Below are 17,202 nucleotides of genomic sequence, written 5' to 3' on the forward strand. Positions count from 1 at the left end.
ATCGGCGCAAATAGGAATGTTTCTCAATTAGACGCAATCAGCGTGTCTGAGCGTTCGATCTGAAGGCAAAATTCCCGGAAAATCGTCATCAAAGCAACGGCGAAATTATAAAAAATTGAGTTTTCTTTCAGACACTAAATACCGGGCCGCGATGGCGCGGCGTTCCCAGAACGGATCCTGGGTGTATTGCGGGGCAATACCGGGATGAGCCTTGAAAAAACGGTCGATCTGCCGGCCACTGTTGGCGGCCACGCAGCGGTCGCCGGGCTCGCAATGGCCGACTACCAACAAACTGTCGTGGAATTGGCAGTCGCTGCAGTCGGCCAGCGGGGTCAGGTCGGGTTCGTGATTGGCGGATAGCATGATCAAGCCGCCTGCGCCAAATTCGGCAACAGTTGCGGCTTGATTTGCTCCAGCCAGATGCTAAGCCGTTCATCGGTCAAATGCGGCTGACCGCGCTGATCCAAAACCAAGCCGACGAACTGGTTGTCGATGATGGAGGCCGAATGTTCGAATTGGTAGCCTTCGGTGCTCCAGCGGCCGACCATTTGGGCGCCATTGCCGTAAAACACCTGATACAGTTTGATCAATGAACTGGCGAAGCGCGAGGCGTAACGCTCCTGATGGCCCAAGCCGAACAGGGCCACCCGTTTACCGCTCAGATCGGTATCGTCGAGGTGGGGTACGAACTCGGCCCAATTGGCTTCCTGGCAATCCGCCGCCAGGCCCGGCAAGTCGCCGACGCCGTAACTGGGCGTGCCCAAGATCAGGGCGTCGTACCGCAGCAGTTCGGCGGGGCTGGTGCGATTGATGTTTTTGGGCTTGTCGGCTAACTCTTCGCCCAACAGGCCATAAATCTTTTTGGCCACCAGGCGAGTGCTGCCGGTATCCGTGCCGAAAAAAATGCCGATTTTGCTCATAAGTCACCTGTCATCGAGTTTGCTGGGTTTGGCCAAGCAGCCTTTTATTTCAAAGCAGCAAAATTCGATCCAGGTTTTAAAGAATCAGTGGGAATTTTTTTTATTAAATATCAGTTATTTGTAGCGGATGTTGGTCGGAAAAGCTGCGGGCAAATGAGGGTATGGCTACAATTGCAGCGCAAATGCAACAATTGGCATACCCAGTGTAGAAATAACCGGGTCAGTGTAAAGTTATTCTTTCAGGTTTCCCGATCGATGCGGTTCGTTCTTCACCGCATCCTACCGCGCTTAACATGTGTTTGAAATAATATGAAAATTCAAAATCGCATCGCTTGAGGTATTAATGTTTTATTGCCTAAATTATATTGGTCAGCTGCAATATCAGTGCTGATAGGCAATAGTCGATCAAATACAGTTTTAACCACTTTGTAGCACTCGCAGAGTTGATCTTCCAAGCCGGAACGGTTCGAGACGCTAAGATGGCATCGATGATAGGTTATCAAACCTTTTTTGTAATTACTCAGCGTAATTTTTTCAAAAAAATAAAAATAATGCTTGATAAGGTTTTTCGCGAAAAATTGAAATTTCAAGCACGCCTTATCAAGGCATCAAATTAGCCTTTTAAAAGGCTTACTAAAGTGGACCCAAAGGCCCAAGCGTTTATTAGAAATACAGCTGCTTGCTAGCGACTACTTTTCGTGTCATGTCGGTGATTCTCGAAGGCAAAAATCGGATTTTAAAGCAGACCTTATAATAACGCCATATTATCACGATGACGGAATTAACCGCTTGGCGACTATACGTTGATCGGTTACGAGCATCGTCAAGTGCTCGATATTGATATTCGACGCGTCGTAACCGAATATCAGGCGGAAATTCTACAAGATCAGCAGGGCCAGCGTTTTACGACGGCTTTCCCGGCGGAGGTCAGCAAAGCCGTCCAGTGTGGCAACGGCGTCAAAGTCCAGGCGGTGTATTTGTCCCAATATCAATTGATCCCTTCAATACCCAAGCTAATCTGGCTGAAATTCCGGGTGATTCAGGTGAAGAGCAGAAGGGTCGCGCTCAGCGAGCTGATGATAAGTGCAACCCGAATCCAGACGACGATTTTAGATGATTCGGCCAGCGCCAACCGCCGTTCCTGAACGTTGGCGTATGCACGTCGAGAAATAATTTTCGCCATGTGCATGAAATACCATGTTAAGCCAATGGCGATGGCTAGGCTGCTCCAGAAAATGATGATTTCCGACGTTCTTTTAGATAGGTGGAAGGCCCATTTAAAGAAATGTTCGGCTATTGTTTCAAAAAGCTCGAACAGTATATGTAAAGCATGTCCGAGCGCTATAAGACCATGTCCAAGCAACGAAAACAGGGTATCGCCAAACAGGAACAGGGTGGGGATACCTAGTACAAGGCCAACTGTGACACCACCCAAAAAGCGATACAGGGTTCTTGCGTAAGCAATCAACTCTGTTCTAAGCAGTTCAATTTTTGTCATTAAATTTTCCTCGCAATCACTCGGTAAGCGCAACACTTGCTTTTGACATTTACTTGGCTAACGATCCTGGTGTTTTGCCGGTGTGGGCTTTATTTGGGCAGGTTCCTTGCTTCGTGTGATTTGGGAAAATCCGGAACCTACGCTGAACATAAAGCTGGTGACTTCATCTGATGGCTTTCGGTGCACCCAGCTGGGACTCGGCATAAAATCAAAGCATTTTTATTAGAAATGACTTACAAACCACATCGTAGATGAGCTTAACCGATTTAAGCATGACAGGGATGCGCCGTCTGCTGACGGCGCATCCCCGGTCTATCAGATTTTTCCGTCCAAGCCCATTTGAAAGTATTTATGGGTGATTTTATCCTGATTTTCCAGCAGCCAGTCGATGTCCGGTGTGTTCGTCATGGCTTTGTGAATGGCTAGCGCCATGGCTTTGCGGTGAATGTCGAACAGTATCCGGTGATCCAGATTGTTATCGGTAATTACGCTGGGATTGAGCCATACCGAGCAGATGATGCCCAAATCATTGGCTTTTTCTTTTGGAATATCCCCGGCGCGGACAGCGTCCAGAACGCCGTTGGCAATAGCTGCTTGAACCGTACCCATCAAAATATTGGTATATCGGCTGTTTTTAACGGTGACTTTGCTGACCATCAGCGTGACCGGTCTGACTTGTATGTCGGTATTCAAAATTGCAAATACCCGGGTATGGCCTTGAACCTGATCGCCGGTCAGTGTAGCCAAGGCAGTACCTACAGGGCCGTCGAGTTCGCCGATGATTACTTCGGGTTCGGCTGCTGTGCCTGGAGGGCCGCCTGCTACCAGGGCTTCACCTGTTCGCATGATGATTCTTTCTGTCATAACATTTCTCCTCGATAAATTGCAGAATCTGGATTGAGCTATACGCTAGAATAACACTTCCTTGTTTTTTGTTTAACCCTGCGCCGATGAGTTCCAGTTTAACGACCACCGATCATGACCGGAATGCTGCCGGTCTGACCTATATCTATCCCGTCTTGTCCAGACGAGCAGGGGGTGTCTCGATTGGCATCAATTTTAATATTAATAACGCCTGTAACTGGCGATGTATCTATTGTCAGGTTCCGGACTTAACCCTGGGTGCTGCGCCGGATATGGATTTTGCGTTACTCGAAAAGGAGCTGCGGTTTTTTATCGAGGATGTTTTATCGGGTGATTTTTTTGACCGCTTTAATGTTGATTCGCCATTAAGACAGATCAAGGATATAGCGATTTCGGGGAATGGAGAACCGACGAGCTTGAGGCATTTTGATCAGGCGGTACGGTTGATAGGCAGCATTGCTAAAGAAATGGGGATTTTTCCGGGAGCCAAGTTTGTTCTGATTACCAATGGGAGTCTGATGCATCATTCATCGGTACAAAGAGGCTTAAGGATACTCAACGAATTTGGAGGCGAGGTCTGGTTCAAATTGGATAGTGCCACTGATGCCGGAAGGAAGTTGATCAATAATGCCGGATTGTCCATTGATAAAACCGCTGAGAATTTGCATATTTCAGCGCAATTGTGCTCAACAAAAATTCAGACGTGTTTGATAGATTATAGGGGCACTGGATTGAGCGAAGAGGAAAAGAACGCTTATATTGAATTTTTGTCACGGTATAAAAATATTACCGGCTTGAAGAGTATCATGCTTTACGGTTTGGCAAGGCCCTCTTTGCAGCAGGAAGCGGTTGATTTGAAGCCACTTCCGGCGCAAGTGATCAACGATTTTTCTGAATCACTCAAAGCTTTGGGATTTGATGTCAGTGTCAATGTTTAAAACGCCGTTCAGGCTTTGATATCCAGAAGACTGCCCAGCATCTTTTTGTCATGGGTGATTATTTTTGTCGCTGCTGCAGTTTCCAATTCGGTTTCTTTTAAGCTTATGATAGGTTTTATAAGGTCCGTTGACTGGTAATTTGTGCTGCCCACTTCATTCGCTTTCATCGGCATTGAAGCTATGGTTTGTGTTGCCTCTGATGCCTTGTGTTGAGCGGTATTGATTAAATTGAGGGCATGGGTGGTTGGACTAATATTCATGGTAATCCCCTTCGAGTTGGTTCCTGCTTAATAGTAGATTTAAAAGCGAAAGCCGTAAACAAATTGATTCCACTCAATGAAGATTGTGCGATTCAAGTCCGATTTCTCTTTCAGTTTAAAAATATTCCAGATAGCAAGTCAGGCTGGAATTATAAAAATACTTGTTTTTAAAATCAATTATCAAGTAGAATCTCTCGTTCATTCGGTGTGCGAATGTGGCGGAACTGGTAGACGCGCTGGATTTAGGTTCCAGTAGGTAATCCTGTGAGAGTTCGAGTCTCTCCATTCGCACCAACAAATTCTCAGTTCAATCATATAGCGTCTATCGCTGGTAGATTCACGTATCCATTGGCCGTTCTTTCGGCATCTTTGATAAATTCATCAATCCGTATTTTAAAGTTGAGGTAAAGAAATGCAAGTTTCTGTCGAAAAGACATCTGAATTAAGCAGAAAAATGACTGTTAGTGTGCCCGAGGAAGTTGTTCAGGAGAAAATGGAAGATCGGCTCAAAAAGCTGGCGCGCGAAGTTAAGCTAGATGGTTTTCGGCCCGGTAAGGTGCCTCAGCATGTCGTCAAAAAAATGTATGGAGACAGAGTTAGGGGTGAAGTGACTGGCGATCTGATTCAGTCCACTTACTACGAAGCAATCCAAGAAAATAACTTGAGACCTGCCGGTTATCCCAGTATTGATCCTTTGGATGAAGCAGCGGGTTTCAAATATACCGCCGTGTTTGAAGTGTATCCCGAGATCTCTTTAGAAGGTATCGATCAGCTTGAAATAACAAGAAAGCACGCCAAGATAGAAGCGTCTGATCTTGATGCGATGGTTGAAAAAATAAGAAAGCAAAAGAAAGGCTGGGCTCAAGTCGAAAGACCGTCACAAGTTGATGACAAAATTACCATCAGTTTTACGGGTGTCTGCGAAGGTGAAAACTTTACCGATGGTAAAGTAGAAAATTTTCAGGTGGAAATCGGTGCAAATCAAATGATTCCCGGCTTTGAAGATCATCTGAAAGGCCTTTCTACCGGTGATAACAAGACTTTTGAGATCAGCTTTCCTGAGCAATACGGAAATGCAAAATTAGCCGGCAAGCCTGCCACTTTTGAAATCGAAGTAACTAAGGTCGAAGAACCGAGCTATCCTGAACTTGATGAGGCGTTTATCAAGTCGTATGGAATAGAAAACGGTGATATGAACGCTTTTCGTGAAGACGTAAAAGCAAATATGGAGCGGGAATTAGCGATGGCTTTAAATGGTCAGCTGAAAAATGCTGTCATGGATGCGCTCTTCGATAAAATTAAAGTGACGTTACCGAGTTCATTGGTTGATGAAGAAATCAATAACTTGCAGAAGCCCTATAGGGAAAATGCAAAAAAACAAAAATTAAATGCTGAAGACCTTAATTTGCCTAGAGATATGTTTGAAGAACAAGCTAACCGCAGAGTTGCTTTAGGCTTGATTCTGGCGGAGATTATTCATAAGAACGGCATTAAAGTATCGCCTGATAAAGTACGTGAAACCATTGAAGACATGGCCAAAAGTTACGAAAGGCCTACTGATGTAGTCAACTGGTATTACTCGGATGAGCAAAGGTTGAATGAGGTCCGTCAAATGGTTCTTGAAGATCAAACCGTTGAGTGGATAGTCTCTCAGGCCAAGGTAGCCGATGAAAATGTAAGTTTTGATGCTATTATGACTACCCAACAGTCTTAACATTTTAAAGAGGCATTGATGAATTATCAGTTCGAAAAGACCAAAGAATTTTCTCCTCAAGCGGCGGGCGGGTTGGTGCCCATCGTCATAGAGCAGACCGCAAGAGGTGAGCGTTCGTTTGATATTTACTCGCGCCTGTTAAAAGAACGCGTTATTTTTTTAGTAGGACAGGTTGAGGATTACAGTGCGAATTTGATAGTTGCGCAACTGCTCTTTTTAGAGTCAGAAAATCCTGACAAAGATATTCATCTGTATATAAATTCTCCAGGCGGCTCAGTTACTGCCGGTATGGCCATTTACGATACGATGCAGTTTATTAAACCCGACGTGAGCACCATGTGCATAGGTCAGGCTGCCAGTATGGGCGCTTTGTTATTAACCGGTGGCGCCAAAGGAAAACGGTTTTGTTTGCCGCATTCCAGAATGATGATCCATCAGCCTTTGGGTGGTTATCAGGGCCAGGCTTCGGATATCGATATTCATGCGCGTGAAATTCTGTTAATCAGAGAAAAATTAAATAAAGTACTCGCAGCTCATACCGGGCAGGCCTTAGAAAAAATTCAGCAAGATACCGATCGCGATAATTTTTTGAGTGCCAGTGATGCGGTTGAGTATGGATTGATCGATAAGGTGCTGACAACGAGGGCAAATGTTACCGATAAATAATCATTGGTAATATGTGCGTTTCAATATATTCTTTTTACCTAAGGGTTAAATGTCTCAATTTAATGTGTGGGCAGCTTGGAGGTCTTCTTTATGAGTAATGACAAAAGCGGCAAGGATGACGATAAACTCCTGTATTGTTCTTTCTGCGGAAAAAGTCAGCATGAAGTAAGAAAGCTCATTGCCGGTCCTTCAGTCTATGTTTGTGATGAATGTGTAGAATTGTGCAACGACATCATTAAAGATGAGCTGCAAGAGGAAGAGGGTTATGGCTTTGGTGCTTTACCAAAACCCAAGGAAATAAAACAGGTTTTAGATGAATACGTCATCGGTCAGGAAAGCGCCAAAAAGATTTTGGCCGTGGCTGTTTATAATCACTATAAAAGATTGCGCAGTAAATCAAAAAAAGATTCTGTGGAGTTGGCAAAAAGCAATATTTTGCTGATTGGTCCTACCGGCTCAGGAAAAACATTGCTGGCTGAAACACTGGCCAGATTGTTGGATGTGCCTTTTACGATTGCCGATGCGACGACGTTGACAGAAGCGGGTTATGTTGGTGAAGACGTAGAAAATATCATCCAAAAGATTTTGCAGAAATGCGACTATGATGTCGAAAAAGCTGAATCAGGTATCGTATACATCGATGAAATCGACAAGATTTCCAGGAAATCTGATAATCCTTCTATAACCCGGGATGTCTCGGGAGAAGGGGTGCAACAGGCTTTACTCAAGCTTATTGAGGGAACAGTAGCTTCTGTTCCGCCGCAAGGAGGGCGCAAGCATCCTCAGCAAGAGTTTTTGCAGGTCAATACGGCCAATATTTTATTTATCGTTGGTGGCGCTTTTTCAGGGTTAGATCGTGTCATTAAAGAACGGTCAGAAAAAGGTGGTATAGGTTTCTCTGCTGAGGTTAAAACCAAAGACAACAAGAAAAATGTCGGTGAGATTTTTTCCCAGGTAGAATCTGAAGATCTGATCAAATACGGTCTGATTCCGGAATTTGTCGGACGTTTGCCCGTTGTAGCTACGCTGGATGAGCTTGATGAAGCGGCGCTGGTAAAAATTCTGACAGAACCTAAAAATGCATTGATTAAGCAATATCAGCATTTGTTTGAAATGGAGGGGGCCGAGCTGGAGTTTAGGGAAGATTCTTTGATGTCTATCGCCCGGAAATCGATGGAGAGAAAAACAGGCGCTCGCGGTTTGCGGACAATTGTTGAGAACGTATTGCTGGATACCATGTACGAGTTGCCCTCTGCAGAAAATATTACCAAAGTGGTCATAGATGAAAGCGTTATTCTCGGTGAATCAAAACCGATTCTGGTATACGAGAAAGAACAGAAACGGGCTTCGTCAGACACCTGAAGTTATTTCAGGTCGAGAGTGAAAAATCAAAAGGGGGCTTTGCGGCCCCTTTTTTGTGCGTGTTTCCTATCACTTTCGTTATTTATTATCATGCGAAGCTTGCTATTTGTGATCACGTCCCTATATTCTAGCTTCAAACAATGAATTGATAGGTTCCAACGATGGAAACTCAAGCTATGACAGATATTGAAAAAACGATATTGACCGTGCCGGTGCTGCCTTTAAGAGATGTTGTGGTTTACCCTCATATGGTGATTCCATTATTTGTTGGGCGGTCAAAGTCTATCGATGCACTTGATGCGGCTATGAAAGATAACAAGCAAATCTTGCTGGTCGCGCAAAAAGAAGCGGAAGTTGATGATCCGGATTTTACTGATTTGTATCAGATAGGAACACTGGCAAACATTCTTCAATTGCTCAAGTTGCCCGATGGAACCGTTAAGGTGCTAGTTGAGGGAAATCAACGTAGCACCGTTTTAAAATACCTCCTTACAGAGGATTTTATCGCCGCTGAAATTACTGAAATCAAAGATCAGATTAATTTATCCGAGCAAGCCCAAGAAGTCTTGCAAAGGACGGTTATGAGTTCCTTTGATCAATATGTGAAATTGAATAATAAAATTCCTCCGGAAGTGCTTAATTCTTTAGCCGGCATTGATGATCCCAGTCGTTTTGCAGATACCGTTGCTGCACACATGAGTCTAAAGGTTCAGGAAAAGCAGACCTTGCTTGAACTTGCCGACATTGAAAAGCGCATGGAAAATTTAATGACGCTCATGGAAGGCGAGGTGGATCTCCTGGAATTGGAGAAGAGTATTCGCGGTCGCGTTAAACAGCAAATGGAAAAAAATCAAAGGGAGTATTATCTCAATGAGCAGATGAAGGCTATTCAAAAAGAATTGGGAGAAATGGATGATGTCCCCAATGAAATTGAAGAATTGGAAAAGAAAATCAAGGCATCAGGTATGCCTAAAGAAGCCAGAGACAAGGCCAATACTGAATTAAACAAGTTAAAGCTAATGTCTCCCATGTCTGCAGAAGCGACAGTAGTCAGAAATTATATTGACTGGATGGTCAATGTTCCCTGGAAGAAAAAAACTAAAGTCTGCCATGATTTAAAGATCGCGGAAGAGGTTTTGGAAGAGGAACACTATGGCCTGGATAAGGTAAAAGAACGAATTCTGGAATATTTGGCCGTTCAACAGCGGGTTAGACAGCTAAAAGGGCCTATTCTTTGTTTGGTAGGGCCTCCGGGCGTAGGTAAAACGTCACTGGGAGAATCGATTGCCCGGGCAACGAATCGCAAATATGTCCGTATGGCACTGGGTGGGGTTAGAGATGAAGCCGAGATTCGCGGGCATCGGCGTACCTATATTGGTTCAATGCCGGGCAAGATTCTACAAAATCTGTCTAAAGCAAAAACACGAAACCCCATGTTCTTATTGGACGAGATAGACAAGATGGCGGCAGATTTTCGTGGCGATCCTGCGTCAGCGCTATTGGAGGTATTGGACCCTGAGCAGAATCACACCTTTGCAGATCATTATCTGGAAGTGGATTTTGATTTGTCGGATGTGATGTTTGTTGCAACAGCAAATACGATGAATATCCCGCCTGCATTGCTGGATAGAATGGAAGTCATCCGCTTGCCTGGGTATACCGAAGATGAGAAAACCAACATCGCCATGCGTTACCTGATTCCCAAGCAGGTTAAAAACAACGGATTAAAAGCAAATGAAATCAATATTACCGAACAGGTCATTGTCGATATCATCCGCTACTACACGAGGGAAGCCGGCGTTAGAAGTCTGGAGCGAGAAATATCCAAAATTTGCAGAAAAGTAGTTAAAAGTCTTTTGTTGAAGTCCAAAGCAACGAAAGTGACGGTAACGTCCAAGAATCTCGAGAAGTATCTGGGAGTTAGGCGCTTTAATTACGGTCTTGCCGAAGAGCAGGATCAAATTGGGCAAGTAACGGGATTGGCATGGACTGAAGTGGGCGGCGAACTCCTGACCATTGAAACAGCTGTCATTCCAGGCAAGGGAAAACAAATAGCAACCGGAAAGCTCGGTGATGTTATGAAGGAGTCCATTGAGGCCGCAATGACGGTTGTGCGTAGCCGCTCGGATATTCTGAATATTGATAACGATGTGTTTCAGAAAAATGATATTCACATTCATGTTCCTGAAGGGGCGACACCTAAGGATGGACCCAGCGCTGGTATTGGTATGTGTACTGCCATTATTTCGGCGTTGACCAAGATTCCCGTCAAGGCCAATGTTGCCATGACCGGGGAAATAACCTTGCGTGGCGAAGTGCTGCCGATTGGCGGGCTTAAAGAAAAGCTGTTGGCCGCCCATCGAGGAGGTATTACAACGGTTTTAATTCCTGCGGAAAATGAAAAGGATTTGGCGGAAATTCCAGCCAATATAAAACAAAATTTGGACATTAGGCCGGTCCATTGGATAGATGAAGTTTTAGAGGCCGCTTTGCAGTATTTGCCTGTTGCGGCTGAAAAAAAAGAAGCTGTTGAGGCGAAAAAAACAGAAAATGCTAGCCAAACCAAGAAGCAAAATCTTACGGCGCATTGATTCTTAAAAGCTTTTTAGGGTGAGAGTGCCTTAAAAAGCTTGTCTGAATTACCAACGCGCTAACGTATTTTGATAGGTCGAAACAGCTGGAGATAACCAAATAAAGTGTTAATAACTCTTCAAAAACTTAACCTAAACTTTAAAGTTTGTTAAGAAATTACTTCGTCGTTTCAGTTCAAGTCGTAGTGTTTTTTTGTTGAAATCCAGCTAAATTAAGGCCTGGCAGGTTGAATAGCTTGACACTTTGCAAGGGGTGTTGATATAAATGTCAACCTTACTATGCAGCTGACAATGTTGCTCATTAAGAATACAAACGCTTTGCGGACTAATAATTTACCTAAGTAATTTCCTAAGGGGGAATAATGAATAAATCTGAACTAATTGACGCTATTGCTGATAAATCCGGTCTGACTAAAGCAGATGCGGGTAGAGCATTAGATGGATTTTTGACCGCGGTTACAACTGCTTTAAGTGAAGGCGATTCCTTAGCATTGGTTGGTTTCGGAACTTTTTCCGTTAAAGAAAGAGCAGAGCGTAAAGGCCGTAATCCTCAAACAGGCGATGAAATCACAATCAAAGCAGCAAAAATCCCAACATTTAAAGCTGGCAAATCGTTAAAAGATGCTGTAAACTAGGCCTTCTTTAGTCGGGTGCTTAGCTCAGCTGGGAGAGCATCGCCCTTACAAGGCGAGGGTCGGGGGTTCGAACCCCTCAGCACCCACCAGACTTAGGAGCGGTAGTTCAGTTGGTTAGAATACCGGCCTGTCACGCCGGGGGTCGCGGGTTCGAGCCCCGTCCGCTCCGCCAATTTAAAAAACCCCGGACCATAAGGTTCGGGGTTTTTTTTTGCTTGATTTAAAGTGTTGTTACCATTTCATATACTGTTGACAAATGGTCAGGCGTAAAGTTTTAGACTTTATTGCCGTTGTGCTTGGGTTGAAAAATCAACACAAGTTAATTTTGTAAACCACTCGAAAACTCGTCTGATTAATAACGTGCTTTTTGTTTAAGGACCGCGCATATGCTGACAAAGATAAGAGAGAAAGCCCAGGGTGTATTTGCCTGGGTGATTCTAATTTTAATAACTGTGCCATTTGCATTATGGGGTATCCAAAACTATCTGGATGTAGGTAAAGAGGCTCCGGTTGCATCGGTTGGCAGTAAGGATTTTTTCCAGAAGGATCTCACCAGAGCTTATGAGCAATACAGCCAGAGCTTGAAAAATACCGATATCGATGAAGAGTCATTGAAAAGCCAGGCGTTACAAAAATTAATCAAGGATGAAGTGCTTTTGCAGCACGTTAATTCTTTGAATCTGGTGATTAGCGATGAGACGGCGAGAAGCTTTATTACCTCCTTAGACTATTTTCAAACTGATGGAAAGTTTGATAAAAGACAGTATCAAGCACTATTAAACTCTCAGGGTATGAGTTCTTCGGAATTTATTAGCCGCATTAAAAATGCATTGACCATGGAGCAGTTTCAGCGAGCGGTTGTAGAGAACAGTTTTGCAACTCAATATGATCTGGAAAGTTTTTTTAAAATACAAAATCAGCAAAGAGATGTTGAATACGTAACCGTTGCCCTGAAAAAAATTACCGAGCAACCCAGCGACGAAGTAATCGAGGCTTATTTTCAGCAACACATGGACGCCTATCAAAAACCCGAGCAAGTCTCCGTCGAATATTTGGAGTTGTCGCTTGACGCATTGGCAAATGAAGTTGTGGCGACGGATCAGCAGCTGAAGGCTTTTTATGAAGAACAAAAAGATTTCTACACTACAAAAGAACGTAGAAAGATCAGTCATATTTTGTTTGCAGTCAACGATAAAACCGATGATGCCGCAGCGCTGCAAAAAGCAAAAGATGCTCAACAGCAATTAGCCAATCAAGCCTTTGCTGAACTGGCTAAATCAATTTCTGACGATACTTTGACGGCTAAAAACGGTGGGGATCTGGGATTATTTGAAGCTGGCGTTATGGAAAAGGCTTTTGAAGATGCCGCTCTTTCTCTTAAATTGAACGAAGTTTCTGAACCGGTTAAATCATCATTTGGTTATCACTTGATTACGGTAACCGAGTTAGTCAAGGGCGAGAGTAAGCCTTTCGAGACCGTCAAAGATGAGCTCACGAAAACCTATCAAAAGAAAGAAGCGGAAACGCGTTTTTACGAGTTGGGTGAAAGGTTGACCGAGTTGAGTTATGAAAATGCTGATAATTTGAATGTAGCCTCCGATTCATTGGGAATAAAAACCAAAACGACTGATTTGTTTACCAAAGACAATGGGCAAGGCATTGCATCAGAGCTTAAAGTTCGTAATGCAGCTTTTTCTGAAGAAGTCCTCAAGGGTAATAACAGTGAGCCGGTCGAACTGGACGGTGAGCGTTTGGTCGTATTGCGCCTGCTAAAACATGAACCGGCAGCATCACGAAAAATTGATGAAGTCAGGCAAGACATCATTCAGGCGATATTGATTGATAAAGCCAAGCAACAAACCGTTGAACAGGCTGCTTTATTGTCGCGTCGTTTGCAAGACGGTGAGAGTGTTGACGCACTTGCTAAGGCTGAAAATTTACCGGTAAAAACTTACAAAGGACTTACCCGGCTGAACATGGAAATTCCTTTTCAGTTAAGTCAGGCGATATTCAAGGCGGCCAAGCCTGTTGCGGGAAAACCGGTGATTTTTACAGTACCATTGGAATCCGGCGATCAGGTCATCGTCAGCTTGCAACAAGTTAAGCCTGGCGAAATGTCTGATGAAGATAAAAAACAAGCGGCACTTGCCTCTAAAAACCTGGCGAATGTTTTTGGACAGGCTTACTTTAATGATTTGTTAAATAGCCTAGAGCAAAGCGCAGACATAGCTATCCTCAAAAAATAATCGAGTTGAATTTATTTTGAGGCCAATCTTCAGGCGTTATATCTGCTCACCACCTCCCGTTTTATTGGGTGTTGGCGGTTTATTGAAAAGGCTTCTGCAACAGGAATGTTGCAGAAAGCTACAGGGACGTATTTACGCGTCCTTTGAAATCAAGCGCCTACACCCTTAATTCAAAGCGGGCGAGTAGTTATACCTTTCGCACTTCATATTTCGGCAGTGCCTAAGGAGGCAACGGTGTGTTCGGCAAAGGCTTTGCCAGCATGGGATGCTGGCATAGAGCCTACATGGATGTATTTACGGCGTCCTTTGACGGGCACCCCGGTGCCGAATTTCGATCTACGATAGGTATACCAAGCGTTTTCTATATCGGCAAAAAAAGGGAGCAAATGCTCCCTTTTTTGTGAGGTGAAACCAGTAAAAGCCTAGTTTTGTCAGATCAGGATGCAGCCAGACCGGCAATGTTATAACCGGCATCTACATAGGTAATTTCACCGGTAATGCCTGATGCCAGATCAGAGCATAAAAACGCAGCTGCGTTACCCACTTCTTCTATTGTGACATTTTTCTTTAAAGGGGAAGTATCTGCGGCTTTACTGAGCATCGCTTTAAAATTATTGATACCCGAAGCCGCCAGCGTGCGAATAGGGCCGGCTGATATTGCGTTAACCCGGATGCCTTCAGCCCCAAGCGCCACGGCCATGTAACGCACATTGGCTTCAAGGCTTGCTTTGGCAACGCCCATGACATTGTAATTAGGAATAGCTCTTTCGGCGCCCAGATAGGTCAGCGTTAGCAATGCACCGTTACGACCGGCCATCATGCTTCTTCCTGCCTTGGCTAAAGCGGTAAAGCTGTATGAGCTGATATCGTGCGCAATTTGGAAGTTTTCCCGGGTTGTCGCATTGACATAATCCCCATCCAGCGCATCGCGAGGCGCATACGCGACTGAATGCACGATGCCGTCCAAGCCATCCCAGTGTTTGGCAAGTTCTGTAAAAACGCCATTAATGTGATCGTCATTGCTGACATCGCATTCTATCGTGATCTTTGAGCCACATTCTTCGGCCATTTTGACAACTCTTTCCTGAAGCTTGTCGTTTTGGAATGTGAACGCGAGTTCTGCGCCTTGTCTATGCATCGCTTGTGCGATACCCCATGCGATTGACCGGTTACTGGCTAATCCGACAATCAAAACGCGTTTGCCCTGCATAAAACCCATGTTATCTCCTGTTGGTTTGTTGTTACAATAGCGAAAGTATCTATGAGCCTCAATTTGATGTCCAGTAATTTGTCAATGAAAGCAGTTGAGCAGCGTGTTCTTTTTTTAGTGTTATTGACGCTGTTTTTAAATTTGGCTGGATGCGATTTATCTCAGCTCAACAATCCCTACAGCAAGGCTGAAGATAATCAGGCGGTCTTGTATTCGTCTTTTACTGAACGACCCAAGCACCTTGATCCTGCGGTTTCTTACAGTGCCAATGAATATGTTTTCATCGGTAATATTTATGAGCCTCCGTTTCAGTATCATTATCTGAAACGGCCTTATGAATTAGAGCCTCTAACCGCAGAGCAAATGCCTTCCGTTCGTTATCTGGATAGTAACGGACGTCAGTTGCCCTCCAATGCCGAGGAGCGTTTAATCCAGTACACCGACTATGTGATACAGATCAAGCCGGGTATCTTGTATCAGCCGCATCCTGCTTTAGCCAGATCCGATTCCGGTGCCTATCTGTATCATCAACTGACTGATTTGCAGTTACACGGAATCAACACGCTTAACGATTTTGAACAAACTGGCACGCGCGAGTTGACGGCGGAAGATTATGTTTACCAGATCAAACGGATGGCTACTGCAAAAATTCAATCGCCTATCAGCGAATTGATGAAAAATTATATCAGCGGATTTGCCGGGTTTTATGAGCAATCCGCCGGAAAAACGTTAAAGGAGATACGCACATTGCCTCTTGAAGGCGTGGTTGCCGAATCTCGCTATACCTATCGAATTAGAATCAAAGGCAAGTATCCGCAGTTTATTTATTGGCTGGCCATGCCTTTCTTTGCGCCAATGCCATGGGAAGCGGATATTTTTTACGACAATCCCCTCCTGACCCAAAGAAATATTACATTGGATTGGTATCCCATCGGCACAGGGCCTTTTCAACTGCAAGAAAATAATCCGAATCGTCGAATGGTGATGGTCAAAAATCCTAATTTCCACGATGATCGCTATCCTGATCAGGGTGAGGAAGAAGATGGTCCAAACGGATTGTTGGCGGATGCCGGCAAGAAACTGCCTTTTATCGAAAAAGTGGTGTTTACGCTGGAAAAGGAAACGATTCCGACGTGGAGTAAGTTTTTACAAGGTTATTATGATGTATCCGGTATATCTTCGGACAGTTTTGATCAGGTTGTGCAGTTTTCCGGTACGGGAGACCCGAATCTGACGGCAGACATGCAAAATAAAGGCATTCAGCTTCAAAAAGCGGTATCCAGTTCCATCTTTTATATCGGTTTCAATATGCTGGATGCTACCCTGGGAAGGAATGGAGAAAAATCCCGTAAACTGCGTCAAGCAATCTCTATCGCAATTGATTACGAGGAGTTCATATCCATTTTTATGAATGGCAGAGGGATCCCTGCGCATGGTGCTTTGCCGCCAGGCATCTTCGGGTATGCAGAAGGGAAGGAGGGCGTGAATCCTTATGTCTACGATTGGGTGAATGGTCAAGCCAAGCGAAAAGATATTCAATATGCCCAAAAACTGATGAAAGAAGCCGGTTGTCCAGGCGGTGTCGATAGTAAAACCGGTCAGTCGTTGATTTTGTATCTTGATACACCGGCGACCAGTATTGAAGAAAGGCCCAGGATGAATTGGTTTCGCAAACAATTAAAAAAACTGGGCATTAAACTTGTTATTCGCGGAACAGACTACAACCGTTTCCAGCAAAAAATGCGGGCCGGCAATGCCCAGATTTTTATGTGGGGATGGAACGCGGATTATCCTGATCCCGAAAACTTCTTTTTCCTGTTATATGGTCCTAACGCTAAAGTTGCATTCGGTGGCGAAAATGCCGGTAACTACCAAAATCCGAAATTTGATCGTCTGTTCAGGCAAATGCGTAACCTCGGCAATAATGAGCAACGCTATCAGTTGATTCAACAGTTGCAGAATTTAATACGACACGATGCGCCCTGGCTTTTCGGACTTTATCCTGAAGATTATGTTTTGCATCACGGCTGGTACACGAATGTTAAGCCGAATCTGATGGCCAACAATCGCCTTAAATATCATAAGATCGATCCAGTAATGCGCAAGGAAAGCCGGCAACAATGGAACGCGCCGGTCTTTTGGCCGCTTGGTTTATTTTTGTTGTTGCTGGTCGGTTTAATCATTCCTGCTGTTATCGCTTATCGCAGAAAAATAAGACTGGCTTTAAATGACTAGAGTATTCAGACTTTATGCCCCGGATCGCCGGATTTGCGTGGCCGACATCAATAGCGGGCATTC

Annotated in this window: 15 protein-coding genes, 3 tRNA genes and 1 pseudogene; 13 read left to right on the plus strand and 6 right to left on the minus strand. The window is 44.3% G+C overall.

Translation table 11 applies throughout. The annotated features are described in order from the left end of the window. Positions 1–105: 105 nt before the first annotated feature. Both Q7V32_RS02615 and Q7V32_RS02620 read right to left on the minus strand, forming a co-directional pair. Entirely contained in the window at positions 106–363 is a 258-nt protein-coding gene (locus Q7V32_RS02615) for a 4Fe4S-binding leucine-rich repeat protein (protein ID WP_370691406.1), read from the minus strand. Positions 364–365: 2 nt separating this feature from the next. Then, positions 366–920, minus strand: a complete 555-nt coding sequence (locus Q7V32_RS02620) for a flavodoxin (RefSeq protein ID WP_304895437.1) — start codon at positions 918–920, stop codon at positions 366–368. A gap of 791 nt (positions 921–1,711) precedes the next feature. Between Q7V32_RS02620 and Q7V32_RS02630 the strand changes: the two are divergent. Next, a pseudogene (locus Q7V32_RS02630) lies at positions 1,712–1,921 on the plus strand (IS66 family transposase); the annotation flags it as partial. 38 nt (positions 1,922–1,959) lie between these two features. On the opposite strand, the gene Q7V32_RS02635 reads toward Q7V32_RS02630, so the two are convergent. Both Q7V32_RS02635 and fae read right to left on the minus strand, forming a co-directional pair. Beyond that, positions 1,960–2,418 carry a hypothetical protein gene (locus tag Q7V32_RS02635; protein ID WP_304895477.1) on the minus strand — a complete coding sequence of 153 codons (459 nt, stop codon included), beginning with the start codon at positions 2,416–2,418 and terminating at the stop codon, positions 1,960–1,962. Positions 2,419–2,733: 315 nt separating this feature from the next. Further along, the gene (gene fae / locus Q7V32_RS02640) at positions 2,734–3,282 is read right to left on the minus strand and encodes a formaldehyde-activating enzyme (RefSeq protein WP_159657094.1); all 549 of its coding nucleotides are present in this window, start codon (positions 3,280–3,282) and stop codon (positions 2,734–2,736) included. 86 nt (positions 3,283–3,368) lie between these two features. Between fae and Q7V32_RS02645 the strand changes: the two genes are divergently transcribed. Beyond that, positions 3,369–4,220, plus strand: coding sequence for a radical SAM protein (locus Q7V32_RS02645; RefSeq protein WP_304895438.1), 852 nt, complete (start codon positions 3,369–3,371; stop codon positions 4,218–4,220). Positions 4,221–4,228: 8 nt separating this feature from the next. Here Q7V32_RS02645 and Q7V32_RS02650 read toward each other — a convergent pair whose 3' ends face one another. After that, the gene (locus Q7V32_RS02650) at positions 4,229–4,480 is read right to left on the minus strand and encodes a hypothetical protein (RefSeq protein WP_304895439.1); all 252 of its coding nucleotides are present in this window, start codon (positions 4,478–4,480) and stop codon (positions 4,229–4,231) included. Between the two features lie 209 nt (positions 4,481–4,689). Between Q7V32_RS02650 and Q7V32_RS02655 the strand changes: the two genes are divergently transcribed. The 10 genes from Q7V32_RS02655 (at position 4,690) to Q7V32_RS02700 (ending at position 14,098) form a co-directional block, all read left to right on the plus strand. Further along, positions 4,690–4,774: transfer RNA gene (locus Q7V32_RS02655), tRNA-Leu, on the plus strand. 118 nt (positions 4,775–4,892) lie between these two features. After that, complete coding sequence (gene tig / locus Q7V32_RS02660) at positions 4,893–6,194, plus strand: trigger factor (protein ID WP_304895440.1); 1,302 nt, start codon at positions 4,893–4,895, stop codon at positions 6,192–6,194. Between the two features lie 18 nt (positions 6,195–6,212). Continuing rightward, positions 6,213–6,860, plus strand: coding sequence for an ATP-dependent Clp endopeptidase proteolytic subunit ClpP (clpP, locus tag Q7V32_RS02665; protein WP_304895441.1), 648 nt, complete (start codon positions 6,213–6,215; stop codon positions 6,858–6,860). Between the two features lie 90 nt (positions 6,861–6,950). Then, positions 6,951–8,222 (plus strand): ATP-dependent Clp protease ATP-binding subunit ClpX, encoded by a 1,272-nt coding sequence (clpX, locus tag Q7V32_RS02670; protein ID WP_159657104.1) that lies wholly within the window; start codon positions 6,951–6,953, stop codon positions 8,220–8,222. A gap of 161 nt (positions 8,223–8,383) precedes the next feature. Then, complete coding sequence (gene lon / locus Q7V32_RS02675; RefSeq protein ID WP_370690825.1) at positions 8,384–10,813, plus strand: endopeptidase La; 2,430 nt, start codon at positions 8,384–8,386, stop codon at positions 10,811–10,813. A gap of 362 nt (positions 10,814–11,175) precedes the next feature. Continuing rightward, positions 11,176–11,448: an HU family DNA-binding protein gene (locus Q7V32_RS02680; protein ID WP_304895443.1), complete on the plus strand. Its 273-nt coding sequence runs from the start codon at positions 11,176–11,178 to the stop codon at positions 11,446–11,448. Positions 11,449–11,461: 13 nt separating this feature from the next. Further along, positions 11,462–11,537, plus strand: a tRNA-Val gene (locus Q7V32_RS02685). A gap of 6 nt (positions 11,538–11,543) precedes the next feature. After that, positions 11,544–11,620 (plus strand) — tRNA-Asp (locus tag Q7V32_RS02690). 214 nt (positions 11,621–11,834) lie between these two features. After that, entirely contained in the window at positions 11,835–13,694 is a 1,860-nt protein-coding gene (locus Q7V32_RS02695) for a SurA N-terminal domain-containing protein (RefSeq protein WP_304895444.1), read from the plus strand. 236 nt (positions 13,695–13,930) lie between these two features. Further along, a complete protein-coding gene (locus tag Q7V32_RS02700; protein WP_304895445.1) occupies positions 13,931–14,098 on the plus strand; it encodes a hypothetical protein in 168 nt (55 codons plus the stop codon). A gap of 32 nt (positions 14,099–14,130) precedes the next feature. Here the strand turns inward: Q7V32_RS02700 and Q7V32_RS02705 are convergent, their stop codons facing one another. Next, positions 14,131–14,913: an enoyl-ACP reductase gene (locus Q7V32_RS02705; RefSeq protein ID WP_304895446.1), complete on the minus strand. Its 783-nt coding sequence runs from the start codon at positions 14,911–14,913 to the stop codon at positions 14,131–14,133. A gap of 57 nt (positions 14,914–14,970) precedes the next feature. Between Q7V32_RS02705 and Q7V32_RS02710 the strand changes: the two genes are divergently transcribed. Further along, the gene (locus Q7V32_RS02710; RefSeq protein ID WP_304895447.1) at positions 14,971–17,139 is read left to right on the plus strand and encodes an ABC transporter substrate-binding protein; all 2,169 of its coding nucleotides are present in this window, start codon (positions 14,971–14,973) and stop codon (positions 17,137–17,139) included. Positions 17,140–17,202: the final 63 nt, after the last annotated feature.

Origin of the sequence: Methylicorpusculum sp. (genome assembly GCF_030651835.1) — a bacterium.
Taxonomy (GTDB): Bacteria; Pseudomonadota; Gammaproteobacteria; order Methylococcales; family Methylomonadaceae; genus Methylicorpusculum.